Annotated in this window: 32 protein-coding genes; 13 read left to right on the plus strand and 19 right to left on the minus strand. The window is 44.3% G+C overall.

Translation table 11 applies throughout. The annotated features are described in order from the left end of the window. Positions 1-37: 37 nt before the first annotated feature. From R8N28_RS04350 to R8N28_RS04365, 4 genes are all read left to right on the plus strand, one after another. The gene (locus R8N28_RS04350) at positions 38-511 is read left to right on the plus strand and encodes an HPP family protein (protein WP_064369614.1); all 474 of its coding nucleotides are present in this window, start codon (positions 38-40) and stop codon (positions 509-511) included. Between the two features lie 138 nt (positions 512-649). Further along, positions 650-865 carry a TIGR02450 family Trp-rich protein gene (locus tag R8N28_RS04355; protein WP_005374999.1) on the plus strand — a complete coding sequence of 72 codons (216 nt, stop codon included), beginning with the start codon at positions 650-652 and terminating at the stop codon, positions 863-865. A gap of 112 nt (positions 866-977) precedes the next feature. Beyond that, positions 978-1,355, plus strand: coding sequence for a PH domain-containing protein (locus R8N28_RS04360; RefSeq protein ID WP_065275491.1), 378 nt, complete (start codon positions 978-980; stop codon positions 1,353-1,355). A 10-nt stretch (positions 1,356-1,365) separates the two neighbouring features. After that, entirely contained in the window at positions 1,366-1,584 is a 219-nt protein-coding gene (locus R8N28_RS04365; RefSeq protein WP_065275490.1) for a DUF6500 family protein, read from the plus strand. Here the strand turns inward: R8N28_RS04365 and R8N28_RS04370 are convergent. From R8N28_RS04370 to fliD, 9 genes are all read right to left on the minus strand, one after another. Next, positions 1,581-1,868 (minus strand): hypothetical protein, encoded by a 288-nt coding sequence (locus tag R8N28_RS04370; RefSeq protein ID WP_005375002.1) that lies wholly within the window; start codon positions 1,866-1,868, stop codon positions 1,581-1,583. The genes R8N28_RS04365 and R8N28_RS04370 overlap by 4 nt on opposite strands. Positions 1,869-1,945: 77 nt before the next feature. Then, on the minus strand, positions 1,946-2,941 hold the full coding sequence (locus R8N28_RS04375; RefSeq protein WP_005375003.1) for a flagellar motor protein MotB: 996 nt from the start codon (positions 2,939-2,941) through the stop codon (positions 1,946-1,948). Then, a complete protein-coding gene (gene motA / locus R8N28_RS04380; protein WP_005375006.1) occupies positions 2,941-3,798 on the minus strand; it encodes a flagellar motor stator protein MotA in 858 nt (285 codons plus the stop codon). Before motA ends, R8N28_RS04375 begins: the two co-directional genes overlap by 1 nt. 10 nt (positions 3,799-3,808) lie before the next feature. Beyond that, the gene (locus R8N28_RS04385; protein WP_005375008.1) at positions 3,809-4,537 is read right to left on the minus strand and encodes a FliA/WhiG family RNA polymerase sigma factor; all 729 of its coding nucleotides are present in this window, start codon (positions 4,535-4,537) and stop codon (positions 3,809-3,811) included. A gap of 12 nt (positions 4,538-4,549) precedes the next feature. Further along, a complete protein-coding gene (gene fliL / locus R8N28_RS04390) occupies positions 4,550-5,050 on the minus strand; it encodes a flagellar basal body-associated protein FliL (protein ID WP_005375011.1) in 501 nt (166 codons plus the stop codon). Between the two features lie 22 nt (positions 5,051-5,072). Then, positions 5,073-6,146, minus strand: coding sequence for a flagellar hook-length control protein FliK (locus R8N28_RS04395; RefSeq protein WP_065275489.1), 1,074 nt, complete (start codon positions 6,144-6,146; stop codon positions 5,073-5,075). After that, positions 6,143-6,463: a hypothetical protein gene (locus R8N28_RS04400; protein WP_005375013.1), complete on the minus strand. Its 321-nt coding sequence runs from the start codon at positions 6,461-6,463 to the stop codon at positions 6,143-6,145. The genes R8N28_RS04395 and R8N28_RS04400 overlap by 4 nt, the downstream gene beginning before the upstream one ends. After that, entirely contained in the window at positions 6,447-6,833 is a 387-nt protein-coding gene (gene fliS / locus R8N28_RS04405) for a flagellar export chaperone FliS (RefSeq protein ID WP_005375014.1), read from the minus strand. Before fliS ends, R8N28_RS04400 begins: the two co-directional genes overlap by 17 nt. A 32-nt stretch (positions 6,834-6,865) precedes the next feature. Beyond that, positions 6,866-8,212 (minus strand): flagellar filament capping protein FliD, encoded by a 1,347-nt coding sequence (gene fliD, locus R8N28_RS04410; RefSeq protein ID WP_005375015.1) that lies wholly within the window; start codon positions 8,210-8,212, stop codon positions 6,866-6,868. 416 nt (positions 8,213-8,628) lie between these two features. Here fliD and R8N28_RS04415 point away from each other — a divergent pair, with 416 nt between their 5' ends. Beyond that, on the plus strand, positions 8,629-8,916 hold the full coding sequence (locus R8N28_RS04415; protein ID WP_005375016.1) for a hypothetical protein: 288 nt from the start codon (positions 8,629-8,631) through the stop codon (positions 8,914-8,916). A gap of 70 nt (positions 8,917-8,986) precedes the next feature. Here the strand turns inward: R8N28_RS04415 and lafA are convergent, their stop codons facing one another. From lafA to R8N28_RS04460, 9 genes are all read right to left on the minus strand, one after another. Then, positions 8,987-9,838, minus strand: coding sequence for a lateral flagellin LafA (gene lafA / locus R8N28_RS04420; protein WP_005375019.1), 852 nt, complete (start codon positions 9,836-9,838; stop codon positions 8,987-8,989). Positions 9,839-10,139: 301 nt separating this feature from the next. Then, positions 10,140-10,910, minus strand: coding sequence for an EAL domain-containing protein (locus tag R8N28_RS04425; RefSeq protein WP_005375023.1), 771 nt, complete (start codon positions 10,908-10,910; stop codon positions 10,140-10,142). Between the two features lie 19 nt (positions 10,911-10,929). Continuing rightward, on the minus strand, positions 10,930-13,020 hold the full coding sequence (flhA, locus tag R8N28_RS04430; RefSeq protein WP_005375024.1) for a flagellar biosynthesis protein FlhA: 2,091 nt from the start codon (positions 13,018-13,020) through the stop codon (positions 10,930-10,932). Positions 13,021-13,051: 31 nt separating this feature from the next. Further along, positions 13,052-14,179 (minus strand): flagellar biosynthesis protein FlhB, encoded by a 1,128-nt coding sequence (flhB, locus tag R8N28_RS04435; protein WP_053307938.1) that lies wholly within the window; start codon positions 14,177-14,179, stop codon positions 13,052-13,054. Then, positions 14,176-14,952: a flagellar biosynthetic protein FliR gene (fliR, locus tag R8N28_RS04440; RefSeq protein ID WP_005375027.1), complete on the minus strand. Its 777-nt coding sequence runs from the start codon at positions 14,950-14,952 to the stop codon at positions 14,176-14,178. The genes flhB and fliR overlap by 4 nt, the downstream gene beginning before the upstream one ends. Continuing rightward, complete coding sequence (gene fliQ / locus R8N28_RS04445; protein ID WP_005375036.1) at positions 14,952-15,221, minus strand: flagellar biosynthesis protein FliQ; 270 nt, start codon at positions 15,219-15,221, stop codon at positions 14,952-14,954. The genes fliR and fliQ overlap by 1 nt, the downstream gene beginning before the upstream one ends. Positions 15,222-15,233: 12 nt before the next feature. Next, the gene (gene fliP / locus R8N28_RS04450) at positions 15,234-15,992 is read right to left on the minus strand and encodes a flagellar type III secretion system pore protein FliP (protein WP_005375037.1); all 759 of its coding nucleotides are present in this window, start codon (positions 15,990-15,992) and stop codon (positions 15,234-15,236) included. An 18-nt stretch (positions 15,993-16,010) separates the two neighbouring features. Further along, complete coding sequence (gene fliN, locus R8N28_RS04455) at positions 16,011-16,382, minus strand: flagellar motor switch protein FliN (protein WP_005375038.1); 372 nt, start codon at positions 16,380-16,382, stop codon at positions 16,011-16,013. Continuing rightward, on the minus strand, positions 16,379-17,197 hold the full coding sequence (locus tag R8N28_RS04460; RefSeq protein WP_005375039.1) for a FliM/FliN family flagellar motor switch protein: 819 nt from the start codon (positions 17,195-17,197) through the stop codon (positions 16,379-16,381). Before R8N28_RS04460 ends, fliN begins: the two co-directional genes overlap by 4 nt. Before the next feature lie 379 nt (positions 17,198-17,576). Here R8N28_RS04460 and R8N28_RS04465 point away from each other — a divergent pair, with 379 nt between their 5' ends. Genes R8N28_RS04465 through fliJ form a run of 8 tightly spaced genes read left to right on the plus strand, consistent with a single transcriptional unit; the run spans position 17,577 to position 25,600 of the window. Continuing rightward, on the plus strand, positions 17,577-18,596 hold the full coding sequence (locus R8N28_RS04465) for an OmpA family protein (RefSeq protein WP_021707593.1): 1,020 nt from the start codon (positions 17,577-17,579) through the stop codon (positions 18,594-18,596). Next, positions 18,596-19,927 (plus strand): sigma-54 interaction domain-containing protein, encoded by a 1,332-nt coding sequence (locus R8N28_RS04470; protein WP_017820535.1) that lies wholly within the window; start codon positions 18,596-18,598, stop codon positions 19,925-19,927. The genes R8N28_RS04465 and R8N28_RS04470 overlap by 1 nt, the downstream gene beginning before the upstream one ends. Before the next feature lie 15 nt (positions 19,928-19,942). Next, positions 19,943-20,299: a flagellar hook-basal body complex protein FliE gene (fliE, locus tag R8N28_RS04475; RefSeq protein WP_005375045.1), complete on the plus strand. Its 357-nt coding sequence runs from the start codon at positions 19,943-19,945 to the stop codon at positions 20,297-20,299. A 3-nt stretch (positions 20,300-20,302) separates the two neighbouring features. After that, positions 20,303-22,054 carry a flagellar basal-body MS-ring/collar protein FliF gene (fliF, locus tag R8N28_RS04480; protein WP_005384024.1) on the plus strand — a complete coding sequence of 584 codons (1,752 nt, stop codon included), beginning with the start codon at positions 20,303-20,305 and terminating at the stop codon, positions 22,052-22,054. Next, a complete protein-coding gene (locus tag R8N28_RS04485; RefSeq protein WP_065275488.1) occupies positions 22,023-23,036 on the plus strand; it encodes a flagellar motor switch protein FliG in 1,014 nt (337 codons plus the stop codon). The genes fliF and R8N28_RS04485 overlap by 32 nt, the downstream gene beginning before the upstream one ends. 4 nt (positions 23,037-23,040) lie before the next feature. Beyond that, positions 23,041-23,796, plus strand: a complete 756-nt coding sequence (gene fliH, locus R8N28_RS04490) for a flagellar assembly protein FliH (RefSeq protein ID WP_005375050.1) — start codon at positions 23,041-23,043, stop codon at positions 23,794-23,796. Beyond that, on the plus strand, positions 23,789-25,135 hold the full coding sequence (gene fliI / locus R8N28_RS04495; protein ID WP_005375057.1) for a flagellar protein export ATPase FliI: 1,347 nt from the start codon (positions 23,789-23,791) through the stop codon (positions 25,133-25,135). The genes fliH and fliI overlap by 8 nt, the downstream gene beginning before the upstream one ends. Positions 25,136-25,159: 24 nt before the next feature. Continuing rightward, positions 25,160-25,600, plus strand: a complete 441-nt coding sequence (gene fliJ, locus R8N28_RS04500; protein ID WP_017820533.1) for a flagellar export protein FliJ — start codon at positions 25,160-25,162, stop codon at positions 25,598-25,600. Between the two features lie 16 nt (positions 25,601-25,616). Here the strand turns inward: fliJ and R8N28_RS04505 are convergent, their stop codons facing one another. After that, a complete protein-coding gene (locus R8N28_RS04505; protein ID WP_025768593.1) occupies positions 25,617-26,675 on the minus strand; it encodes a S1 family peptidase in 1,059 nt (352 codons plus the stop codon). Positions 26,676-26,696 lie beyond the last annotated feature (21 nt).

Consider the following 26,696-nt stretch of genomic DNA (forward strand, 5'->3'; position numbering starts at 1 on the left):
TTATTTTGTAGACAATTCGGTCTACTTTGAGGTGTTTATGAATAATTTAATTTTATCGTTGGTTGCCGGGCTTGGCGCTACGTTGGCTATTGGCGTATTGTCCTACGCTGAGGTATCACTGACGGAGGTTGTACTCCTGATGGCACCATTTGGTGCTACCGCAGTACTGGTGTTTGGGGTGCCAGGAAGCCCTCTTGCTCAACCCAAAAACGTGATCATTGGTCACTTCATCACGGCCTCTATCGGTATTGCGTTTAGCCAGTATGTTGACGTCACGCCGGTCACGCTCGCGATTGCGACGGGGCTGGGTGTGTCTGCGATGCTGATTACGAAGACCACTCATCCACCTGCGGGTGCAAATCCAATTTTGATCATGGCGTCTGGGCAGGGATGGAGTTTTCTCTTCACGCCTGTCCTGATTGGCGCGATAGTGATTGTTCTGGTCGGTAAAGGGTTACAGTTGCTACAAAGTCAGTACTTAAACCCTCGACTGAATGGTCAGAAGACCTAGTCGGATTGTAGTTAGAGCCGCGAAAGGGAGTGATCTCTTTTGCGGTTTTATCTTTTGTCGGTTTGCAAAAACAAAATCTGATTCTCTCTTGGTATTCAGTCGTATACATCAACATGGTAGTTAAATTGGTACAATGCGATGAACAGAATCCACCCTAAGAAACTATTGCACAGTAAATGGACGGCAATTTCACCTAAAAACAAAGAGAAGCATTTTGTCGTGACGGAAATGGAACTAGATGAAGATGGTAACGTTGTGAGATGTGTCATCGAGGCAGTCATGAGTAAACGCGACCGAGAGATGAACTGGCAAGACCTAAAAGACTCTGAGCAATGGATGCAAGGGTGGAAGTGAGTGACGCTTCGTTGTTGGGCGAATCAAGCAGAAACGTGCGTTGCGAGTAGGCAAAAGTGGTGCTATCTGATACGTTGATAATTCGTTCTAACGCCCACTCAAAGGATTAATTATGATTGATTTCGACAATTCCTCTGTATTTAAGCTTAAGCCGATTGACGTTGCTAGTGCCAGAGAAGACTTCCTTAAGTTCTTGATTGATGGTGAGACTATTTTCGCTGCTTTTAAAACAGTTCGTGACCAAGTGGTGTTTACGAACAAGCGAGTGATAGCGGCAAATGTGCAAGGGATTACCGGCTCAAAAGTGGATTACACTTCTTTGCCTTACAGTAAGATCAATGCATTTTCTATCGAGACCTCTGGTACTTTTGATTTGGATTGTGAAATCGAGTTCTTCATGAGTGAGGTGGGAAGAGTGCGTTTTGAAATTAAAGGCTCGTTTGATTTGATTTCTTTCAACCGTATGGTTAGTGAGTATGTACTAGGTTAAGGGATTAGAAATGAGAGCTTCGCTGAGAGACAAAATTATAGAGATCTGTGACAAAAAGATCGCGAGTAAAGGTGAATTGGTTGGTCTCTCATTTTATGCGTTTTTCGCTAATAAAAATGACGACCCAGAGCTGTTGATGGAAGCGGCTACGTGGTGGATTCAGACTCATCAGCTCGACCACTTCGAAAAAGCAGTAAAAATAAAATCAATGGTCGAGTCGGGGAGCTAAATTAAAAAAAAGAAGTAAAGAAAGCAGACAAATGCTAATAACGTTGCGGACAAAACAGGGTAGATAATGTAAGAGTCCTGCTTGTTGGTTCGTTGAAAACATAGCGAAACAAGTAAGACGTTATAAACAACAAGTAACAAGCTGATCATGGTTCCGCTGTTTAGTGTCATACTTGATAGCTGAGTTAAGAAAAACGCCAATAAAAGGTAATCGAAGACAATGAGCCATAAAAAGGCTTTCTTCAGTAAGTCGCTTTTTCTTTTTTCGGATGATGTTATGTGCATATAGAACTCAACTAAAAAGTCACAGTAACAGAGGCTTTGGTTAGAGAGGTCACCATCAGAGTGGTGACCTTTTAAGATTATAATTCTTGAATTTTTACTTCGCTGGTGGCGGTATCGCCGGAGTAATTGATGACTTCTTGACGAATGACTGGTTGGTTAAATTCAGCCTTATCTTTCGCTTTTTGCAGTTCACTTTCTTGGTGGTTGCCAAAAAGGGTTTCAAGCACTTTAGCGGCAGGAGTCGTTAAAACAAACAGCTCAATACGACGGTTTTCGCTAGAATCTGGCTCATCAGGATTAAGCAGCGCTCTATCTGACATACCCGTTACCTGCATTACTCTATCGTCCGGCATACCGCCTTCAACTAACGTATTTCTTGCTACGTCTGCTCGAGAGGCTGATAACGCCCAGTTAGATTGACGACCAAAACGCTTTTTAAATGGAATTGCATCTGTGTGTCCGCTGATGATCAGAGGGTTGTTAACACGATGAAATACAGGTGCTAGTGCGAGCAGTAAATCTTCAAAAAAAGGAGTAAGTTCTGCACCACCACGGCTGAACATATGCTGTTTGTAATCATCTTGAAGGACGATACGCAAACCTTGTGGTGTCACCGTGACGTTTACATTTCCCTGCGCATTAATTTGGGCAGTCATTTGCTCAATTACTTTTGCTAGTGCGGCAAGTTGCTCTTGAGTATCGAAGTTACCAGGAATCAAAGAATCAATTTCTGGTCCATCCCCATCACCTTTAAAGTAAGAGCTTACCACATGGTTGGAGTTGTGTTTACTTGGCACAGAAGAGTCCTGTGCCAAGTCGATAGGAGAAATACTTTGTGACGTATCAAATGGGTTGCCGTAACTCTTGTCGAATACGCTTGAACTATGCAAGTGGGCAACAATCGCTTTACGCTCTTCTTTGTCTACCACCTGCATAACCCAAAGTACAAGAAACAGCGCCATTAGGGCGATCATGAAGTCAGCAAACGCGACTTTCCACGCGCCGCCATGAGACGACTCATCATGGCTGTATACTTTGGCACGTTTGAACACTACATGCTCTTGTTTTTGCATTATCCCTCCTGTTCAGCTAACCACTTCTCCATTTGGTTGAATGTTGGTTTGATGTCTAGCTGAATATGTTTACGACCAGCGTCAATGGCGAGCAATGTCGGCTTTTTCGCTACGTAGGCAACCAAGGTTGCACGAACGCACTCAAAAGCAGTCATATTACGTTTTACTCGCTGAGCCATGGCGTTACTTAGTGGATCTAAGCCACAGTAACAACCGAAAATACCAATGAATGTACCAACGAGAGCTGCCGCAACGTGATAACCAATCATAGCGATTGAGCCATCAATAGCTTGCATGGTGATAATGATGCCACCAACTGCTGCAAGAATACCGAAGCCAGGTAGTGCTTCAGCTGTACGCTGTAGTGAGCGTGAAGGTAAAAGCATTTCGTTCTGTATTGCTTCGATTTCTTGCTCTAGCAGTCCCTCTAATTCATGAGGCGACATCTGTCCCATTGCCATTAAACGTAAATTGTCAGTAATGAAAGAAATTAGGCGATGATCTTCTGCGATCGTCGGGTAAGCGAGGAACATAGAGCTTTGCTCCGGAGCCTCAATATGAGAATCCAGAAACTTGTATCCGCGGTTTCTCGCTGTCTCTAGCAAGTTGTTGAGTAGTGCCATTAATTCCATGTAGTACTCATGCTCTTCTGTTGGACCTTTAATGGTCGCTGGCACTTGGCGACGCATTTCTTTCAGTACATGAGGCGGATTACCGATGATCAAAGAACCAGCAGCGGCGCCAATAATGATAAGGAATTCGGCTGGCTGCCAGATAGCACCTAAGCTACCACCGGCCCACATATATCCACCGAAGACGCACACCAGGATAGTGAGCACTCCAAAAAACTTTTGCATCTTGTGACTCCTAAGAGGACATTAATTGGTTGAGTTGTTTCAGCGCTTGTTTGTGAAGCTGACATATACGAGGTGGTGTCAGATCCAATACCAGAGCTATTTCGTGTAAGTTGAGTTCATGTTGATAGAACAGAGTCAGGAGCAGTTGATCGCGCTTAGGTAATTTACCCAAAGCACTGTCTAAACTACGACGAATATGTTCATGTTCCATGCCATCGTATTGCCCGCCAATGTAGCTATCACCGCTGCTCTCCATCAGTTGGTCAAGGCTTTGCATCTCGCCTGCGAGAGCGGCATTTTGGCGGTTGTAATAATCTTGCTCATTCGTCCCTAAAGCCTGGATGATTTCGGCATCCGTTGGCATTCGACCTAACGTTCGAGTGAGATCTCGAGTCACGTCGTTGAGCTCGTGGGCTTGTTGACGAGTCTTACGTGAACGCCAATCTAGTCGGCGTAATTCGTCTAAAATAGCTCCCCGAACTCGACAAACGGCGAAAGCAGGAAAGTGAGGATCGTCAACATCGCCATATCGGCGTCCAGCCTCGACTAGAGCGATAAGGCCTATCTGCTGCATATCTTCAATACTACAGTGAGAAGTGGCATGAACGCGCAGCTGGTTAACTACGCGTTTTACCATGACCTGATGACGTTGTAGCAATGCGTTTTCATCAATTGGTCGTGACGGTGTTGTCACTTCCTCTTCTGTGGTGTAAGTGTCTTGTACATTCATGTCTAACATGGTTGTGCTCCGTTATTGCACAACATATTTAGTCAACAAAACATCGTCGATTTCTCGGACGATGTCTGTTTTAGCAAAAGCGAGTAGAAGCGTTTGCTTCACTTCGTCTTGCAGAATATCGATGGCACCCGCTTGCTGTAACTGATCAAACGTTTTGTCGCTAAACAGTTTTAATAGAGAGTTTTGTACCATAGGCATGTATTCATCGATCTCTTTGATACGCTCTGGGCGGCGTGTCTCAATTGCCAGTTCTAGCATCACAAAGTGAGTCTGTTTCTTGCCTTTAACGGTCAAAACGACTTTGTCCAAAGGATGGAAGCTAGGACCTTTACTTGTCGGTTGTTCTGTGACCAAAAAAGACAGTGGAGAGTCTTCGATCAGTGAACCAGAGTCAGGTGACTCTTGAGCGTGTTTGTTTAAGTACCAGATTCCGCCCATAATTGTGACGGCCGAAACGAGGGCACTGGTGATGATCATGGCGATAAACAGGGCGATCATTTGTTGTTTGGTCATAACCTTTTTCCTCGAAGATTCACTAAGCTTGAGTGCTTAGCCAGTGTTCTGAATAGTTAGTTGTTGTCGTGGTTTGGAATGCACCAGATTCTCGTGCGGCGAAAATATTGGCGTCTTCTTCGTTTGCATGTGGGTCATTTCGACCTTGGTTTTGATCAGAGCCAACATTGACATCGACATGAACGAAGTTTTGCTCTTGTAACTCAGTACGCAATCGTTCCGAAACTTGCATTAAAGCTTCTCGTGTTGCTGCGGCATTGGCGTTGATGTGGACACTCAATCGGTCACCTTCAACACGTACAAGTAAATCCAGTTTCCCCAAGTCTGGTGGGTCTAGGCGGATTTTTGCTTCTTGTACATTTTGTTGAGCTTGGAGCGTCACGCGATCATGTAAAACTTGCATCATTTGCTCCCCCCACTTTCCGGCAGTGGTATCAACACGCACCGCTGCCCACTCAGAGCCTTGAGCTTGAACATGACTCGTCGCAACCGGTGAATGTGCAGGTTGTGTTGTAGGAGCTTGTGCTTGAAGTAGAGATGCGGTTGGTTGGCCTTGAACAGGTTGATTCAAAAGAGTTTGAAACTCAGCACCGGAGATAGGCAAACGCGAACTCGATGAAGTCGGCAGACTTTGCTTCACATCTTGTTTTGATGATGTGTTTAACATAGCGTTAGACGAATCTTGAGTAACAGACTTAACTTCGCTCGCAGTCATTAAAGATGACGCTTTTCCTAGTTTCTCAGCCTGCTTCTCTGCCATGGTAATCATACCCTGGGTTAAAGCTTGAGCTTGCGCTGCAAGATCAGTCGATTCTGTTAACCCTGGTGTACTGGTCAAGTTGGCATCCGGATCTGAAGCTGAGCGGTCATCAGTATCAAAACCATGACTTTGTACTTTGTTTGCGCTGTTCAAAGTAGAGGCCGTAAGGTGAAAACTCGGTACCGCTGACGCAGAGTTAAAGTCTTGCTCACCATTCTGCTTGTTCCCTGATTTAAAACCATGAGAAAAGCCGTGTACCGAGTTCGCTTGCTTGATGTGACCCTCATTGTTAGCTGGTGAATTACCCGAGTGCTGAGTTGAAGAAGGTATGATCATTGAGTTAGCTCCATGGTCATTGCTAATTGATAGGCCATAGCGCGTTCTTGATGGTCATTGACCATGTTCATCTCTTTTTTCAACTCGTTGGTCGACTTCTCTAATACTGCGAAGGCATTAGCGTGCACTGTTTTCGCTCGCTGGATTTCAGGTGCAAGCTTAGGATCTTTCAAAAAAGGCTTGTGACTGATCAAAAGCTCACGCAACTGCAAGTCGTACCGCTTGAGCGCATGCCAATCGGCCGTTTTTGCGGCGAACTGGATGAGCTGAGATAAATGACGGAATCGCTCTGGCGATACTTTATGCTTGTTGTCCAAAATTCATCCAACCTTCACGAATGTTACCCATTACACGCTCAACGTTAACCAAGCGATTTGCATCGTTTTGCACGCTAGCGTAATAAAGTTCGACTTGGCAGAAGTCATACAGCTGGCGTAGGTTTTCCGCAATTTCACCGCCGTTTTCATCATCTAGAGCACTTGTTAGTCCAATCAAGATGTTCATGCATTTGTTGATTCCATTCCCTTTCTCGGCCAAACGATTTGCGGCTAGGTGGCCGCGAATACGTTCAACTTCATCGAGTAGGCCATCGATTAACATGATGACTAATTGGTGTGGATTTGCTGCTGCCGCTTGAGCGTCGAGATCGACTTGTTGGTACGAATCGTAACCAGAATCCATAAGCATGAATATTTCTCCTAAATTTGGAACCAAATGTCTTATTTTTGAGCATTAAACATGGACATGGTTTGGTTCATTTGGGTCATAATTGAATTCATTTGAGTGAATTGTTTGAGATAGCGGTTGTACGACATTTCGTACTTACGCTCTAAATTGGTTTGTTTATCTTTGATTCGGTCTAAGCTTGACTGTATTGCGTCTTTACGCGTGCTGAAGGTACCTGATGAGAACTTCAAGAAAGGCTCTACCATCGCGTCAAGAGAATCTAGCAAAGCGTCATCCCCATTAAACAACGCCTCTAAGCCTGCGCTGTTTGTTTGTTGAGCTTCTTTGAACTTTTCTTGATCAACTTTCATTTTACCGTTGCGGTCTAGGCTCACGCCGATTTCGCTTAGGCGCATACCATTGTGTTCACCTCGGATTAACCCCGTTAACTGACTCTCAATAGAACGCAATGTCGAGTCGCTAGCGAGCACGCCGCGTTTCTGATCTTCACCGCCAATTTGGGTGTACTGATCGATAGTCGAAACAAGGGCATTGTAGGTTTCCACAAACTTATCTAGTTGTTCTTTAGTGCCTTCGCTATCAGCTCCAATTTTTAAACCGATTGGCGAATCTCCCGCGGCTTGCGGTTTAGATACGGTAATGTCAACACCGTCGATGACACCTTCAAAAGTATTACTTGCGTTGGTTAGTTTCAGGCCTGAGTCTTTTGCACCTAGCCACATAACCGCATCTTGCGGAGCGTTGATTTGCTTGAGGTTGGTGAAGGCGTCTTCAAACCACGCTTGGCCAGTACCCGATGCAGATACGTTGATCTTATTTTCGACACCAGTCTCAGTGCTCGATAGCATAAAGTGTGTTTGACCATTCGAGCGAACTAGAGTGGCGTTAACGCCAGGGTTATCCGTGTGATTGTTAATCGCACTGGCTAAATCGCTGATCGTTGCAGTGCCGTCACCATTAACATCAACGGAGGACAAGTCTAGAGTCATTGTTTCACCGTTGATGGTGAATTCTAAAGATCCAGTTGTTGGTACTTCTGTCGTTGCCTCAAGGTCTGCAGGCATACCTGTAGATACTTGATGCGCCGTTGCCACTTTTTCTACAAAAATCTGATAGTTACCCGTTAGCGCTTTAGCATCCGCGTTTGCAGTAAAGTTACCTTCTTGAGAGAGTGTCGCACTGTTTTTGATGATGCTGTTTGTGCTGTTATTCATCTCTTTCATTGCAGTACGAAAATCACGTAGTGCGCTTTCAACTTTATTAAAAGCTGACAGTTGTGACTGGTACACATTAGCTTGCGCTTGGTAACGGTTTTTGAATGGGTTTGTGTCCAATTGTGCGAATTGGGTTGCCATTTTTACTGGGTCTAAAGAACTCATGAGGTGTGCTCCTCTCATCTCTTATTGGCTTGAATACTTTGAATGCTACGCCTTAGTTTAATTATCAGTGGCAAGATACGTGCCGTATATTAAATTCAATTAAAACAAAGGTTTAAAGCTATTTTGTTTTCTTGGGAGGAAGTGGTGTTTCCACCTTGTTTGTTCCGCCTTCCTCCATGGAAAAAGTAATTTCCTTATAAGAAAAGGCGACCTAAACAAAGAAAATATTTAATTGTATTGACGGTTCTAATTAGGAGAGATGTTTTAATTGGACGTTATATTCAGCCTTTACTTCAGCTTGATTCAGATAATTCTTACAGAGTGCATTAATTGCGTTCTGATATTATTTTTGATAGTGCGAAGTGCAAGTGTTCTCACTAAAAATTAAATTTTTTACGTTTCAAAGAATGTCAGTTATGAATGAATTTGCGTTGCGATTGATGAAATGTGCTCGTGCATATGAAGAGTTCATTAACAAAAAACTATTAAGTAAACAGAGCATCAATTCTGATGAGATAGCTAGTATCTTAAAGGAAGCTAAGTTCAATTTTCCTGAACTTAGAGATAGTAAAATAGGAAGCAAATTAGAGACGATAGAATTAGAACTGTTTAATAAGGTTTTATTTAATATTATGTTGAAATTCGGATTCAGAGTGCCTGAATCTCACAAAGATAATACGAGCTCTATTTATATTCGTAGATAAAAATAAAGCCTTCCATAGGAAGGCTTTATAATTAAGACGATTTAAATTAAGCGCACTATTAACTAAGTAATTAGCGTAGTAGTGACATTGCCATGCTTGGAAGCTGGTTAGTTTGAGACAGAACAGTTGTACCTGCTTGCATCAACATTTGGTTCTTAGTCATGTTTGAAGACTCTACTGCAAAGTCTGTATCCATGATACGACCTTTAGATGCTGTAACGTTTTCTACCATGTTACCAAGGTTAGCCATAGTGTGCTCAAGACGGTTGATGTTCGCACCGAAGTCTGCACGAGAGCTACCAATTTTTTCTACTAGACCGTCAGCGCCGCTGATTTTGTCTAGTGCTGCTTTTGCTTTAGTCGCGTCATCGATACCATCTGTAATTGCTGCATCAGCAAGGATAGTAGTGATTTCACCGATACCTGCGCTTGCGCTTACAGTCAATGTTTCAGCAGAAGATGCACCGATTTGGAATGTTACGTCACCTGCACCGAAGCCGCCGCCTTTAAGAAGGTTTTGACCACCGAACTTAGTGTTGTCTACGATGTTGTTTAGTTCTGCAGTAAGCTGTGTGAACTCTTTGTTAAGAGACGCACGGTCTGTTGCACTGTTTGAACCGTTCAACGATTGTGTAGCAAGGTCGTTCATACGGTAAACGATGTTTGTCATTTCATCCATCGCACCTTCAGCAGTTTGCATCATAGAGATGCCGTCTTGTGCGTTACGCATTGCTACTGACATGCCGCGTGTTTGCGCTTCTAGACGGTTAGCAATTTGAAGACCAGCAGCGTCATCAGCAGCTGAGTTCACACGGTAGCCTGTGCTTAGACGTTCCATTGCTGTATTTAGAAGTCCGCTTGTTGTGTTCATTGTGTTTTGAGTTACAAGCGAAGCGTAGTTAGTGTGCATTGATAAAGCCATCTTAGTCTCCTTAGTTAGTCACTATATCTTTCAGGCCTCGGGATATTCCCTTGTCACTAACTAGAGGCGGTCGGTCGGCTTTAATGATTAATTTGAAAATTAAAAAATTTCTAAAAAAGATAAAAATTGATGATTTTTAGTGATTTGTATTCCATGAAAACCGGGAAAATCATCATATAAGCCTAAATTTTTTAGTTAAGTTAAAGAAACTATTGCCCAATGATCTTGTGGTTATCCGTTATAAATAAAAAAACAGCACGAATAAATCGTGCTGTTTTAAATATAAATGGTTGAGTTTCAACTATTCCTCATCAAAAGACTGAAAGGAGAGAGAGGTTGGGATATCGCTGAAATAACCAAAATAATAACTGGCACCCAATAAACGATACCGGTTAAGTTCCGTTTGACTCGCTACACGTCCGGCAACCCAAGTATATTTATGCTTTCTTAAGAACTTAGCAATAGGTAGGAAAGCGTGTCTTTCTTCTTTATCTTCTAGTGTGACTGACAATTTGATCATATCGGGACTAAAGTCTGCGACGCGCTCGAAGTTCACTTGCGATGTCGCGACTTCAAACCAAAGTGAATATGCATTCTCTTTTAACTTTTTGGTGAGTGTGGCGACTTTATCACGATCACATAACGTTTCATCAGCTTGAAGAGAAGGAATCACATGTTGAAAAGCAGAAGAGTGGAATTGAATCGTCTGTTCGAGAAAATAAACCCCAGGCTCCCACAGTAATGCATCCACGCGAATCGGCACGACAACATTACTAATCAAGTCGTGATGAAAGGCTTCTAACTGAAATTGTGTTTGTCTTAGTGCAAGGTAAAGACTGAACAAATCCAGGCAGTACTGCATTTGTTCAGAGAGTTTGAATTGATAGACACTTTGTTCTCCACGCATACCAAATCTCAACGTCAGGTGTTGGAATTCTACTTCTCCTGATTGAGCTTCCCTAATTGCTTGGCATGCGTGTTGGACATCATTGTGTTTTAAAGCATCAAAGACTAATTGATCGTCATCCGTGACGATATGTTGTACTGCGAGACCAACCAAATGTTCGTACATCGCATGTGTTGAAATAAGATTAACCAAGGTTTCCTACCACATTGATTTGTTTGTTTTCTGGGATTTCGTTGTAAGACAATACTGCCAGCCCTTGCGTAAATGTGCGAGCGTAACGCGCTAGAAGAGGGCGCAGCTGTGGCATAACGAGAAGGATCGGAGGTAGCCCCTGTTGTTTAAGCTGTTGTCTAATCAATGGCAAGTTTTGTTGGAACTGACCAAGAATGTTTGGCTCAATTGGGAAGCTATCTAGTGTTACCGTACCAGAAGATTGTGCTTGTTGCAGTGAAGTTAGTAGCATTTGTTCTAACTCATCAGACAGTGCGTAGACATTTAATTCGTTCTTTTGTCCTGCAATTAAGTTAACAAGCGTACGCTTTAGTGCACAGCGTACATCAGATGCAAGTAGGATCGGGTCCTTTGTATTTTCCGCGGATTCCAACATTGTGTTGGCAATCGTGCGAATATCTTTTAGTGGCACTTGGTCCAATAAAAGCTGACGATATACTTTCAGCTGCTGTGCTGGATTAAGTGCTGCTGCTAATGCTTCTGCTAGTTTCGGGGCTTGTTGTGTCAAACGCTGGGTTATTGCTTCCACATCGTCGTGCGTAAACAATTCTGCAAGGTTTGTCTTCATGATTTTACTAATATGAGTGGCAATAACAGTGCCATCATCGACAACTTGGTAACCCATATTAAGTGCTTTTGCTTTATCTTGATGCTCAATCCACACAGCTGGCAACTGATAAGCAGGATCGCTACCCAAAATGCCATCTACCTCACCGTAAGTTTCGCCAACCGCTATCGCCATTAAACGTTCTGGTTCAATAAAGCCTTGCTCAATGACTTCGCCATTTAGAGAAATTGTGTATTGGTTTGGCTTGAGGCTCAGATTGTCACGAATACGAACTTCAGGTAATAAAAAGCCAACTTGTTCAGAAAGGTTTCGACGCACACCGCGAATTCGTTGTGATAAAGGTGCCCCTTGTTCTTTGTTGACTAGATGGACGAGTCGGTAACCAAGCGCAAGTGATAATGTTTGGACGTGAGGAATATCATCCCATGTCAGCGGTGTATCATCGTCTTGCATTGCTTGTGAAAGTGCTTCGACCTCTTCGATCTGGGAGTCTTGCACTGGCTTCTTGGTTTGACGCCACCCTGCGAACGCTAATGCGCCAGCAAACGCAAAAAAGGCTAGGTGTGGCATACCCGGTACCATACCGATTACCGCCATAATACCTGCGACAGTAAATAGCGTTGCAGGAGTTGCCAGTAATTGCTTTTGCATGGTTTCCGACATGCCATTATCGCTATCATTAATTCGCGTAACGATAATCGCGGCAGCCGTTGCCAATAGTAGTGAAGGAATTTGAGCAACTAGACCATCACCGATTGTGAGTAGGGCATAAGTTTTAAAGGCGTCAGACGCAGCGAGTCCATGCTCGAAGACACCAATACTGATACCACCAATGATATTGATAAACAGAATCAACAAACCTGCGATGGCATCGCCACGCACAAACTTTGATGCACCATCCATCGAACCATGAAAATCGGCTTCGTTGGCGACTTCTTTACGGCGTAAGCGAGCCGTTTCCTGATCGATAAGGCCAGCGTTTAAGTCGGCATCAATTGCCATTTGTTTGCCTGGTAAAGCATCCAACGTAAAGCGGGCTGAAACCTCAGAAATACGTTCACCACCTTTGGTGATTACGACGAAGTTGATGATCATCAAGATGACGAACACCACCATACCAACGACGTAGTTACCGCCAATGACGACTTCACCGAATGCTTGAATGACCTTACCCGCTGCGTCACCACCATTATGTCCTTCTAGGAGTACAATTCGCGTAGAAGCCACGTTCAATGTGAGACGTAATAATGTTGCGACCAGCAAAATAGTTGGAAAAACAGAGAAATCTAATGGTCGCTTTGCGGTTGTGCTGACCAGCAATACTAGGATTGCTAAGACGATATTAAAGGTAAACAGCGCATCCAGTAGCAGAGGAGGCAAAGGAAGAATCACCATTGCTAATATCATTAGCAAGACGATTGGAATGCCAACGTAGCCTTTGGTTGATGTTTGAAGTTGTTTTAACCGGTTAAGCATACTTTCGTGTCCTTGGATAAACGCGGGTTAATCAGTGCTGCAAATGTTTTGGAATCGAAAAATGAGGTAAAGGAATTGGCTCTTTTCCCTCACCTTTACGAAAGGCTTTCAATTGCAAAACGTAAGTAAGAATATGTGCCACTGCGATGTACAGTTGGCTTGGGATTGCTTGTTCAATCGCCGTCGTGTGATAAATCGAACGGGTAAGTGGCGGGGAGTTAATGATTTCCACTTTGTTTTCTCGGGCGATACGTTGAATGTGCATAGCAGTTTCGTCTACGCCTTTTGCGACGACAAAGGGCGCGTCAGAAAGCGAAGGCTCGTATTTCAGTGCGACTGCGTAGTGCGTTGGGTTTGTGATGATCACGTCAGCCGTCGGCACCATTTTATCGATCTTACGGCGCGCAAACTGTTGCTGTATTTGACGAATACGTTGTTTTACTTCCGGACGACCTTCATTATTTTTAAATTCCTCTTTCAATTCTTGTTTCGTCATGCGGAGTTCTTTTAGGTGTTCCCAACGCTGATAAGGAATGTCGATAACCCCAAATAACAACAAGGCGAAGCCCATTAAGAGTAAGCCTTCAAACAGAATGGACATTACTAGAGAAAAACCTTGGCTGAGTGGGAGGTTTTGCATGCCAAGTAATGGCTGTAAGTGGTTGTCTAAATAGCCATATAAGATGCTGAAGATCACGGCTACTTTGAACGTCGACTTTAAGAGCTCAACCACTGAGCGGGTCGAAAAAATGCGCTTTATCCCGCTCAAAGGATTAATTTTGCTGAGCTTTGGCATCACGTTCGCGGGACGGAACATCCAGCCGCCTAGCACAAGGCTACTACCACAGGTCACGATAATAATGACGGTAAACAATGGTAATAGCATGTCTATGATGACCGCTAAACTTTGTCCCAATTGCTCGACAAGTTGTTTAGGATTTTCTAGGTCGGCTCGCGTCAGCATCATGTTGTAGCGAAAGATCCCCGACATGCTTTCCCAAATACTATTAAGTTGAGAGTAAAAGTAGAGCGCCACCGCTAGAAATATAACCGCAGTAGTAAACTCTTTCGCGCGAGGAATTTGTCCTTCCTGGCGGGCTTTCTTTACCTTCTGCGGTGAGGCTTTTTCAGTTTTGTCTTGAGAAGATTGATCGCTCATGCTCCCCCCAACATAAAGTTACTCAAGTGTCTAATGGTGTCGTGAACGAGCGCCGTGTAGCGACCAGGAACACCAGAAACTGAGATTAATACGCTGAATAGACCCAGCAGCATCGTCATAGGAAAACCTAACGCATAGACATTAAGTGATGGTGCGGCTCGGTTCATTACACCAAAACTGATGTTGGCTAGAAGCATGGAAACAATAGCGGGCAAAGCCAAAGCTAGTGAAGAGGCAAACATCCAACCGAAAATATTGACAACACCTTGCAGAGAAAGCGATGTGATACCAGATCCGACTGGCCAAACAACAAAGCTTTGAATCACGATATCTATGACGAGTAAGTGTCCTTCTAGCGCAAGAAACAACAAGGTTGAGAAAATCAGAAATATGCGTCCCAAAATGGCGACAGAAAGCCCGTTAATAGGATCATTCATCATCGCCATACCTAAGCCCATTTGCAGAGAAATCACCTGACCAAGCATGGTGAAAACGTTAAAGAGCATGTGCAAAATTAACCCAAACATTACCCCCCAAATAGCTTGCTCAAAAGCAAGGAACAGGGAAGTCATAGAGAATAACTCGACTTGTGGCATGGGTGGCATTAACGGTCCAGTAATGACAACGATCGAGAGGGCCAGTAAAGTACGAACCCAAACAGGAATAATCGCATCACCAAAGAAAGGCATTGAAATAAATACGGCTCCCACACGAAAAAACGGCCACCAGAGTTGACCGAGTATCGCCGAGAGCTCTGCAAATGTGATGGCCATTAGCCAATCATCCCTGGTATGTTGTGGAACAAGAAATCAAACAGTTCCATGATCTTACGGAGCATCCAGTGACCTGCAAAAATCACCATTAATAAGGTAACGAGCAAACGTGGCAAAAAGCTGAGTGTTTGCTCGTTGATTTGTGTGGCAGCCTGAAATACGGCGATACACAAACCGACAATTAAGCCTGGAACAACCAATACGGCAACCATCAAAATGATCAGCCATACTGCATCGGAAAATAACGTTACGGTTAGTTCTGGGGTCATAACTGCTCCTAGTTAACCGAAGCTGGCAGATAAGGTGCCAACTGTCATTGCCCAACCATCCACGAGTACAAATACCACCAACTTAAAGGGAAGTGAGACAATTAAAGGTGATAGCATCATCATACCCATTGCCATCAGGACACTGGCGACAACCAAGTCGATGACCAAAAACGGGATGAAAAGCATAAAACCAATTTGGAAGGCGGTTTTTAGTTCACTAATGACAAATGCAGGCAAGACAACGGCAAATGAAATATCTTCAACGTTTTGGTCGAGAGGCTCATTGGCAATACGTAACATTTGTTCAAGAGAGCTTTGGTGCGTCTGTGCCAACATGAACTCTCTCACTGGTTTCTCTGCAACAGAAAAAGCCTGTATTAGCGTGATTTCGCCGTTGTCGTATGGCTGAAACGCATTTTCATAAATATCGCTCCAGACAGGGCGCATAATCAGTAACGTCAATGCGAGAGCGATCCCGACCAACACTCTGTTAGGTGGGCTTTGTTGAAGACCAAGAGCTTGGCGCAAAATCGCAAGGACAACGACAATTCGAGTAAAGCTCGTCGCCATCAAAATAAATGCTGGAAGAAAACTGAGCGCCGTCATCAACAACAGAATTTGCAGTTTAACGCTGTATTCTTGTTGTGTGTCGCCATCAGAAACGGACAAGATAGTTAAGCCGTTGTCAGCCGCCATTGTTGGGAAAGCAAACAAAAGTGACACCAATACCAAAAGAGGTAACCAACGGTGCCAAGCGCTCAGATTTTTCATTGTGATGCCTACCTAAGATTATTGACCAACGCCACTCAATGCAGAGTCATGTACATCGATCAGACGAAGTCCATACTTATCATTGACAACGACAACTTCAGCGTGGCCCATAAGAGAACCGTTTACTTTCACGTCTAAAGGCTCGCCATTGAGCTTTTCCAACTCGATAACCGTGCCTTCACCCGCTTTCATTAAGTCCCCAAGTGGGATCTCCTTACTCGCAACTTCCAGCGTGACTGTGACAGGAATGCTTTTGAAAAAGCTAAGGTCACGTTCCGCAGTGGCTGGTTCTTGTTGGAGCGTATCTTCGGCTTCAAAGTCTTCTAATTGAAAATCATCAAAGTTCAGTTCTTCTGCGTCGAATGCATTAGTTTCTAGCGCTTCGCTCATCGCTGCGGTTCCTTATCAGGGTTAAAGATCAAAACAAGTTGGCCGTCTTGCTCGGCAATACGACCTGTAAATAGAGATTGGTTGCCAATGCTTACTGGAACCGTGTTAAGAAGCTCAATAGGTAAAATATCGTTGGGTTGTAAGCCAACCACATCACTTAAAGGCATCTTCTTTTTACTTAGAACAACGTTCAGTCGAACGGGGGTCGTCTCTAAAGAACGACAGAAAGGTTGAAACAAATCGGTATCAGGCTGCAGTTCAAGCTGCTCGATTAGCGTTTGAATAAGATGACCATCTAGCTTGAGATGAATTGAGCCTTGATGATCGTCAAACGCAATGTTTAATTGAACGTTAATGCCAATACCTCTAGGGGTCTCATACTCACCCGTGTCCCACATTTCACCAGGAGCAAGCCAACCGATGATGATTCGACTGATGCGCTCTTGTAAACGTAAGTCACTGGCCGTCAGAGTAGCGGCTGAGCGCTCTGCACTTGCACCATAAAATCTATCAGCCAACTTTATTAGCGTGTGGGGGTTACCATGGATGAATACCATGCCGCCTTCCTGATGTTGATAGGTCGACGTTTGCTCTTTGTCCATCTCAACCGATGTAAAGCGGTGCAAGTCTACTGAGGTTAAGCTAGCTTCCACTTTTCCTGTGCTGAGCCAATTTTGTAATTCAGTCGTAAGGTTTGAGCAAGATTCTGAAATTAAATTATCGAGCTTCTCACGAATGATATGAATAGGTTTGCCTAATAATTCTACATCAAGTAGTTGACTATCAGAAATAGGCTCGCTAACTCTATTTTCCATTTATATTTTACCGTGCGTTAACAATCGAAAGTTTTTTAACTTAATGGCGTGTAGTCTACACAGAAATTTTAATGATCTTTTAGCTCCAAACTCTAAGATTGTGACTTTAGTTCACATGTTGCTTTGTTCATATAGTCATAATCTTTTAATGAAATTTAAAAAGAGTTAGTTTTCTTTATAAATCGCTTAATAAATAAAATAACAATGTTGAGCGTTTTAGTTGTTATAGATTTTTTAAATTGCCTTTATGGCGTAACAACAACTTCAAATAAATAAATTATAAGATACTGTTTTTTATGCTTAAAGCTTCCGTTGGAGGCTAAGCGTGCTCTCTTGAGCGTTTTGTAACCAATTTTAATATTCAGAATAGGTAATTAAAATGATTAGCTATGCCAGTTCTCTCGGCTTGGTGGCATATTTAATTAAACGGTTTAAGTCATGGGAATGTAAGATATACATGAATCATGTCCGTTTGATAATTTGTAACACAATTATTGTTATCAGTTTTATTTTTTCAAAAGTGTCATATTCAGAAGAAGTCTTAACAATCCCTATGGACCTCTCTAAATGGACATATGAGGGAAATAAATTCAAATGCAACTTGTTGCAATCAAATAAAGACTATGGGAAGTTTTATTTCCTAGCGGAACCTAATAATAAATTCTATTTTATTTCCGATATAGAATATGAAAACAATAAATGGAAAACGATTGCTTTAACAACTCAAAATGCTCCTTGGGGTGATGAGCTTTATAGAAAAGAATTTGGTTCCCTTGAATTTACTAAGCCGTCTCAGCGTTTCATCTTTAATAAAGGCGCTGAAGAATTCATGGATTCAATTGCTTCGGGTAGTTGGGTGACGCTGTCACTTAAAGGAAGTAATGCTTCCTCTGTTTCAGAGATTGTGATTCCTACTCTTCAAATTCAAAACGCATTGAAATCATTTAATGCGTGTCGCGCGCGATTGCCTAAATTGTCTTTTTCAGAGGCAAGGGATATGGCGCTCTCATTTGAGTTTGGTCAGAAGACGTTAAGTCGTGGACAGAAAGCAACACTAGAAGCGCTGTATAGCTATGTATCTGTGGATGATCGAGTGACCAAAATCCTCATCGACGGTCACACCGATAACGTTGGTTCAAGTTTAACGAACCTTTCTGTGTCACGTACTCGAGCAGAGCAAGTCACCAATGCTTTGATTGAGCTTGGGGTCGACGAGTCGATGATCGAAACACGAGCTCATGGTTCACGTTACCCAATTGCCAGCAATAACTCGGTTAATGGCCAAGCAAAAAACCGACGTGTCACCCTGCGTTTAGTGAGGGACAACGAGTATACGGCTACGAAACACCACCCAGATCTACAATCACAAAATCAACAAACGAAAGTTAAGGTTCAATGATGACGAAAACGAAAATTTTGTTGGTTGAGCCAAATGAAGCTCTTGCTCAACCAGTATTGGATGTGTTGCAAAATGCAGGTTACACCGCGAAACACACTCGTACTGGTCGAGGCGCTTTGCTTGAAGAGCGAGCAGAAATCACTTTAGTGAGCTCTACGCTGCCGGATATGTGTGTTCGTGAGTTTGTCGCGTGTCACCAAAAGCAGCGAAATTCGGGTGTTGTTATTGCGATTGTCGATCAAGAACAAGGCATCTTGGCTGCTGAGACGATGAAAGCGGGCGCTACTGATTATCTATTACGCCCATTTGAATCTAATCAGTTGGTTAATCTGCTTAAACGTGTTGAAGCGTTAGGTAAGCCAATGGCCAACATTGTTGCGGAGTCTTGGAGAAGCAAACAAGTTCTGCAATTGGCGCATCGTGCAGCATGTACTAACGCGAGTGTACTTATTACAGGTGAATCGGGAACGGGTAAAGAAGTGCTGGCGCGATATGTGCATGAGCACTCTCCGCGTATCAATGGTCCATTTGTGGCGGTTAACTGCGCCGCCATTCCAGAGTCAATGTTAGAGGCTGTGCTATTCGGTCATGTAAAAGGCGCGTTCACCGGAGCGACAAATTCTCAAAGCGGTAAGTTTGAAGAAGCAAATGGCGGGACGATTCTGCTTGACGAGATTGGTGAAATGTCACCTGCGGTTCAAGCGAAATTGTTACGCGTCCTTCAAGAGCGTGAAGTAGAACGTGTTGGTAGCCATAAAGCCGTTCAGCTCGATATTCGTGTTATTGCGGCAACCAACAAAGACTTACGTGAGGAAGTTCAAAAAGGCACGTTCCGTGAAGATCTTTATTATCGATTAGATGTGCTGCCTCTGCACTGGCCGCCTTTGCGTGAAAGAAAAGAGGACATTCTACCAATTAGCCAATTCTTTATTGAAAAGTATCAAGATAGCAGCCGCTGTCACCTATCCCAAGATGCGATTAGTGCGCTGAGTCAGTATCACTGGCCGGGCAATATTCGTGAGTTGGAAAATGTCATTCAACGCGCTTTGGTCATGCGTCATGGTGATTACATTACAGCCCATGACCTGATGCTGCCTATTGAGCTTGTCGCGTCAGTTCCTACAGCAGAGCCAACTGCAAGTTTTGGTCATGTAGAAGCGAAGAAGCAAGCTGAATATCAGTTTATTTTGGAAAAGTTACGTCAGTTTGGTGGAAACCGAACGAAAACCGCAAACGCGCTTGGAGTCTCTACTCGAGCGCTACGCTACAAGCTCGCAGCAATGCGAGAACATGGTATTGATTTACAGTCGGCACTAGGCTCGGCTGCCTAATAGGAGAAAAAATAGATGGCAAGTCAACCTACTCATGCGGTCTCGGCAGAGCAACTTATGTTGTCAAAAATGCAGGCGATGCAGGCACAAGTGCAGCCGCCAGAGTTTATCGTGAGTGCAAATCCTTTAGATCAACAATCACTAAACGCACCTTTATCGTTCTCACAAGCGATGACAAATGTGTTGGATACAGTGAATCAACATCAATCAGTGGCTAGTCAAAAAATGACGGCCGTAGAAACAGGAAAAAGTGATGACCTAGTTGGTGCAATGGTCGCGAGCCAAAAAGCCAGCTTGTCCTTTAATGCTTTGATGCAAGTGCGCAACAAAGTCGTGACCTCATTTGAAGATATTATGAAGATGCCGGTGTAATTCATGTCAGAACTAACCCCCCAAGTCGCCGGAAACACAGCTATGGCTACCGGCACAGCACAGACATTTTCTACTGCCAACGGCATGGACGATGTGACAACGAAGCTGAAGCAAATCTGGTCTAGCAGTCAGAGAAACTTAGTGCTATCTGCGGTGTTAGCTGCGATTGTTGCAGCGATTATTGTGGTTGCACTATGGAGTTCCTCGCAGAGCTTTCGTCCGCTATATAGCCAGCAAGAGCGTTTTGATATCGGCGAAATTGTGTCGGTATTAGAAAGCGAAGGCGTAAGCTACCGCATGCAAGAGCAAAATGGACAAGTTCTTGTACCAGAAGGTGAGGTTGCGAAGGTACGCATGTTGCTTGCATCAAAAGGTGTTAAAGCTAAGCTGCCGACAGGTTTGGATTCGCTCAAGGAAGATAGCTCTCTTGGTACGAGCCAATTTATGGAAACGGCGCGTTATCGTCATGGTTTAGAAGGTGAGTTAGTACGTACTATCATGTCTTTGAACTCAGTAGCGAACGCGCGTGTTCATTTAGCAATACCTCGTCAAACTCTATTCGTCCGCCAAAACAGTGAGAATCCTTCAGCATCTGTCATGCTTGAGCTCAAACCTGGTGAAGACTTAAAGCCTGAACAAGTTGAAGCGATCATTAACCTAGTGGTCGGCAGTGTCACGGCAATGAAGCCAGAATTTGTTTCTGTCATTGACCAGTATGGCCGTCTTCTTAGTGCGGATGTCGCTTCTGCGGAAGCTGGTAAAGTAAATGCGAAATATCTTGAATACCAGAAGAGTGTTGAAAAACAGATCATCCAACGCGCAGCAGATATGCTTACGCCGATTGTGGGGCCGAGTAACTTCCGAGTACAAGTCGCTGCCGATCTGGACTTTAGCCAAGTTGAAGAAACACAAGAAATTTTGGATAACGCACCGGTTGTGCGTAATGAGCACACCATTCATAACAACTCGGTTGATCAAATTGCGTTGGGTGTTCCTGGTTCTCTAAGTAACCAACCGCCAGTGACAGGATCTGGTGAAGTGGAAACGAACGATAGCCAAAACACGAATGCGCGATCTGAAGTGAATCGTCAATATGCTGTAGGGAGCAGTGTTCGTCGTACTCAATACCAACAAGGCCAAATAGAAAAGCTTAGTGTCTCGGTTCTGTTGAACTCCAAAGCTTCGCCAGATGGTGTGGCGTGGAGTGAAGCCGATAAAGAGCAAATCTCAAACATGATCATGGATGCTGTTGGTATCTCTGCCACACGTGGTGACAGCTTAAGTTTAATGAGTTTCAACTTCACCCCAATTGAAATTGATGCTCCTCCTGCACTGCCGTGGTGGCAAGACCCTACAGTACAGCAGCCAATACGCTACGTTATTGGTGGCTTGTTAGGCTTGGCGATGATCTTCTTCGTACTGCGTCCATTAATCATGCACCTAACTGGCGTTGATAAACCTGTGCCTGAGCTAAATTTTGCTGAGCCTCAGGAAGAGCCTGACTACGAAAACTTGCAAACGCGTGAAGAGCGCGAGCATGAAGAAGTACTTGATCGCCGCCTATCTGAAAAAGGCATCTCAGCCTCTTCAGGTTTAGATGTAAACAGCGACATGCTACCACCAGCAGGTTCGCCATTAGAAATTCAATTGAAACACCTACAGCTTATTGCTAACGAAGAGCCAGAGCGCGTAGCCGAAATACTGAAACAATGGGTAAACATCAATGAACACAGTTCTATCAAAGCAGACGCTTAGTTATGTTGAACAAACCGCGCTCGTGCTATTAGGCATGGGCGAGGATGCCGCAGCGAAGGTTTTGCAACACTTTAGCCGTGATGAAACCCAGCGTGTGACTCGTGCAATGGCGAAGTTAAATGGCATTAAGAGCGATTCTGCTCGTGGTGTTATTCAAACTTTCTTTGAAGATTTCCGTGAGCACAGCGGTATTCGAGGAGCCTCTAAGGAATACCTCTCTAATACATTGCGTAAAGCGTTGGGTAACGATTTGGCAAAAGGGTTATTGAATACGTTATATGGCGATGAAATTCGCAACAATATGCAGCGCTTACAGTGGGTGGAAGCAGAAACTCTCGCTCGTTTCATTGTGAACGAGCACCCACAAATGCAAGCAATTTTTCTAGCGTATTTGCCAGCGGACAGCTCTTCAACGGTATTGAAGCACTTGCCACAAGATTACCATGACGAAATTTTGTTCCGTATTGCTCAATTGCAAGATATCGATCATCAAGTTGCCGTTGATTTGCATGAACTCGTTGAGCGTTGCATCGAAAAAGTATCCGCGAGTCAAAGCACGCCGTTATCAGGTGTTAAGCAAGCAGCAGATATCATTAACCGCTTTGAAGGTGACCGTGGTTCATTGATGGAAATGCTGAAGTTGCATGATGAAGATGTTGTTAATGCAATCGAAGAAAACATGTTCGACTTTATGGTTCTTGGCCGACAACGCGAAGAAACCATGGACATGTTGGTGCAGCAGATTCCGCTAGAGTTGTGGGCAGTCGCGCTAAAAGGTTCCGATATTACCTTACAACAAGCTATTAAGCGTTCAATGCCGCAACGTATGGTGAAAGCGCTAGAAGATGACATGGACGCACGCGGCGCTGTTGCGTTAAGTCGAGTTCAAAAAGCACGTCAAGACATCATGCAAATGGTACGTGAGCTGGATGAATCTGGTGAAGTTCAGCTGCTTCTCTATGAAGAGCCAACGGTGGAGTAAGGTCATGCTAGAGACAAAATCAAGTACTATGCGATTGCCTCCGAGCGGGTATCGTTTACACCGTTTTCCGCCTTTAGCGCAACCTAAGACTATCGAAGACGAATTCGGGCTAGATAACCAAGGCTGGCAAGAACCTCAAATAGATATCCAACAGCAACTTGAAGAAGGTTTTCAACAAGGTTTGCAACAAGGACATGAGGAAGGCTTACGCCAAGGTATCGAACAGGGCAAGCAACAAGGTCTGTTGGAAGGCCAAAAAGAAGGTTTCCAAAAAGGCTTTGTTTCCGGTGAGCAGTCTGGAAAGCAAGGCTTTTTGGAGGCGGCGAAGCCTGTCAATGAACTTTTTCACGCCCTTTCTCGTTGGCAAGATGAAAAAGAACAGCAACAACGCCATATGATTTGTGAACTGGTACAAAAGGTAGCTCAGCAAGTGATTCGTGCCGAGCTCACTTTAATGCCTCAGCAGATCCTAGCTTTGGTGGACGAGACATTATCTGCCATGCCTGGTAAAGCGGAAACAGTAACTGTGCATTTAAATCCGCAAGATTTAGAGCGCATTACTCACATCAATGCTGATTTGCCGCAATCTTGGAAACTGGTCCCTAATACGGAGCTTCCTATTGGTGGCTGTCAGTTAGTGACTGATGACGCAGAAGCGGATGCGAGCTGCGACTCTCGTTTGGAAGCCTGTATGGACAATGTAAAGCAACACCTTTTGGATGAAGTCAGTATTCCACAGGTAGAGTCTGAGCATGAGTAATACCCTAAGCCATGAACTATTAAGTGAGCGTTTGAGCGAAGCCTTGGCTTCGCTCGATTCAATCCCTGTTGCTCGCGTAACAGGGCGATTGATAAAAGTAAACGGCTTAATGTTACAAGCCGTAGGGTGTCGGTTTAAGCTTGAGCAGCGTTGTCTCGTAGAAACCGCGGAAGGCGATATGATCGAAGCGCAAGTTGTGGGCTTTGAACACACCATTGCTTACCTCATGCCTATCCGCCGTTTAGGCGGTTTGTTTGCAGGTGCAAAAGTCATCCCTCTTGATGGTGACAGTACCGTGCAGCTAAGCTCTCAGTGGTTAGGACGCGTACTGAATGGTTTAGGTGAGCCGTTAGATGATGGGGCACCGCTTAAGGGGGGAGATCGAGTTTCACTTGAACCAAAACCGATTAACCCACTGAAGCGACGCCCAGTTGATACACCACTCAACGTAGGCGTGCGAGCGATTAATGGACTATTGACGGTAGGCAAAGGCCAACGTATTGGTTTGATGGCTGGCAGTGGCGTCGGTAAAAGTGTGTTAATGGGGATGATCACCAAAAACACGGAGGCCGATGTAATTGTGGTCGGGCTTATCGGTGAGCGAGGCAGAGAAGTACGTGAGTTCATCGAGAGAAACTTAACCCCAGAAGCGCGCAAGAAAGCGATCATTATCGCGGCTCCTGCTGATGAATCCCCGCTAATGAGGTTAAGAGCGACATTACTTTGTCATCGCGTTTCAGAGTATTTCCGAGACCAAGGCAAAGACGTTCTACTTCTGATGGACTCTCTAACCCGATACGCCATGGCACAGCGCGAAATCGCTCTTTCGCTCGGTGAGCCTCCAGCTTCTCGTGGTTATCCGCCCTCAGTCTTCAGCGTGTTACCTCAACTCTTAGAGCGAGCGGGTAACAGTGAAAATCAACATGGTAGCTTAACGGCAATTTACACCGTATTGGCAGAAGGGGACGACCAACAAGATCCTGTCGTGGATTCCGCGCGCGCCATCTTAGATGGGCATGTCGTTTTATCGCGTCAACTGGCTGAGCAAGGGCATTATCCCGCGATAGATATCAACGCGTCTATTAGCCGTTGTATGAATACTTGTACGCAGGACGCACACAGCACGATTGCGAATAACTTCCGTCAAATGTACTCCAACTACCTTCAGGTTAAAGAGTTACTGCCATTAGGGGGTTATCAACCAGGACAAGATCCTGAGTTAGATCAATCTGTTGCTATGTATCCAAATTTGCGTGCATATCTACAACAAGCTGCCAACGAGTCTGTAGATTACCCAACCAGTTTGACCGAGCTCGCGCAGCTTTTTCAAAGTGCTTAATCAAATGGGAGTGACAAGGCTGAAATGAAATCCAAGTTAAAAGCCGTAGGCAAGTTACAGCAAATGGAAGAAAAACAGCGTGACCGTGTGGGTCAACAACTTGATGCCATGCGTCAGCGTCACTCCCATCTTTCAATGCAATTGGAACAGTTGTCGGCGTTGAAAGGCCACGCTGGACAATCAACCCGAACCGGCCCGACGCTGACGAGCGCGGCTTTGATGAACTTTAATCGTGTTGACCAAATGCTACAAAGAATGCTTCGTCACCACGAGCAAGAGCAAGCCGTTATGCAAGCGGAATGTGCATCTGTACAGAAAACGCTAGAACACAAGCACGCACGCGTTCAAGGGTTAGAAAAAGTGCTTGATCGTTGGCGTACTAAGCAGAACTATGAAAAAGCGAAAAAAGAGCAAAAGATGATTGAAGACATCATTAACTCTCGCGTTAAGCGTAAGATATTATGATGTCTTGTTGACGCTACTAGGAGCGCGAATAATTTCTGCGGTGTCTTAGCCAACCAAACCAGCCTCCAAGCATGATCAACCCTGATCCGAGAGCACCGCCGCCACTGCTGCCGTTGTTACCAAAGCCAGATGTGTTGGTATCGACAGGCTCAAAGCCAGAGTCCCCTTCGCTATGATAATCTTCCGAACTTGCTAAGAGGGCGTTATAACTGGTTTTTACACCTGAGCTGGTTTGGGTCTCAATCCATGTTGCATAGTTCAAAATCTCGGTAAACACACTTGGAATCGCAGCGGATTCGCAAACTGAAGAACCGTAGCTCACAATGCCAATTTGCTGATACATGCCATTATTGTCTTGATAGGTGAGAGGACCGCCTGAGTCACCACGACAGATACCAGTGTAGCTTCGTTCAGGAAATCCATTCGCACATAAACTTTCCTGAGCGTTAAACCCTGTTACCAACGAAGCGCATTGGGTGTCGGTAAGGGGTTTTACTTCTGCCCAGCGTAAATAGTTAGGGGGGCTTTCATCATTGGTTGAGGTCTGACCTAAACCGAATATCTGATAAACTGACTTGCTGCTGTAGTCTCCAAAGTCTTGCGGTAAAGTGATGGATTGGACGTTATCGGTGATAGGTCTAGTCAATTCAAGGACAGCGATGTCATTAATCCATAAATCGCTAGGCACATAATCAGGATGAATCGTGATAGAGCGAACATCTTTGAATTCTTCAACAAACACGTCATTCATCGTAGGGTTTTTGACTAACACTCGTAGGTCGTTGATTGTCCAGCCGTCAGTAAAAACGCTTGGTTCTACGCAGTGAGCCGCAGTTAAAATGAAGCGGTCGTTTACAATGGTTCCCCCACAAATATTGGCAAACTGATTAGCGCCAGTTTTATGTAGAATAAGACGTGCAAAAAAAGGAAGTTGGTTTTGGGTAGCCTGCTGACCCCCAATAATTGCCGTGGAGATCCCTTGTTCTGAAAGGCGGTTATCATTTTCTACTTCAGCGGTCGTACTCAAAGATACTGCAAAACAGAGTGCGCTTAGCCATATTTGATACTGCTTCATAAACCATCCTTGGATGAAAAG

The sequence above is a fragment of the Vibrio sp. Vb1554 genome, from assembly GCF_033344235.1.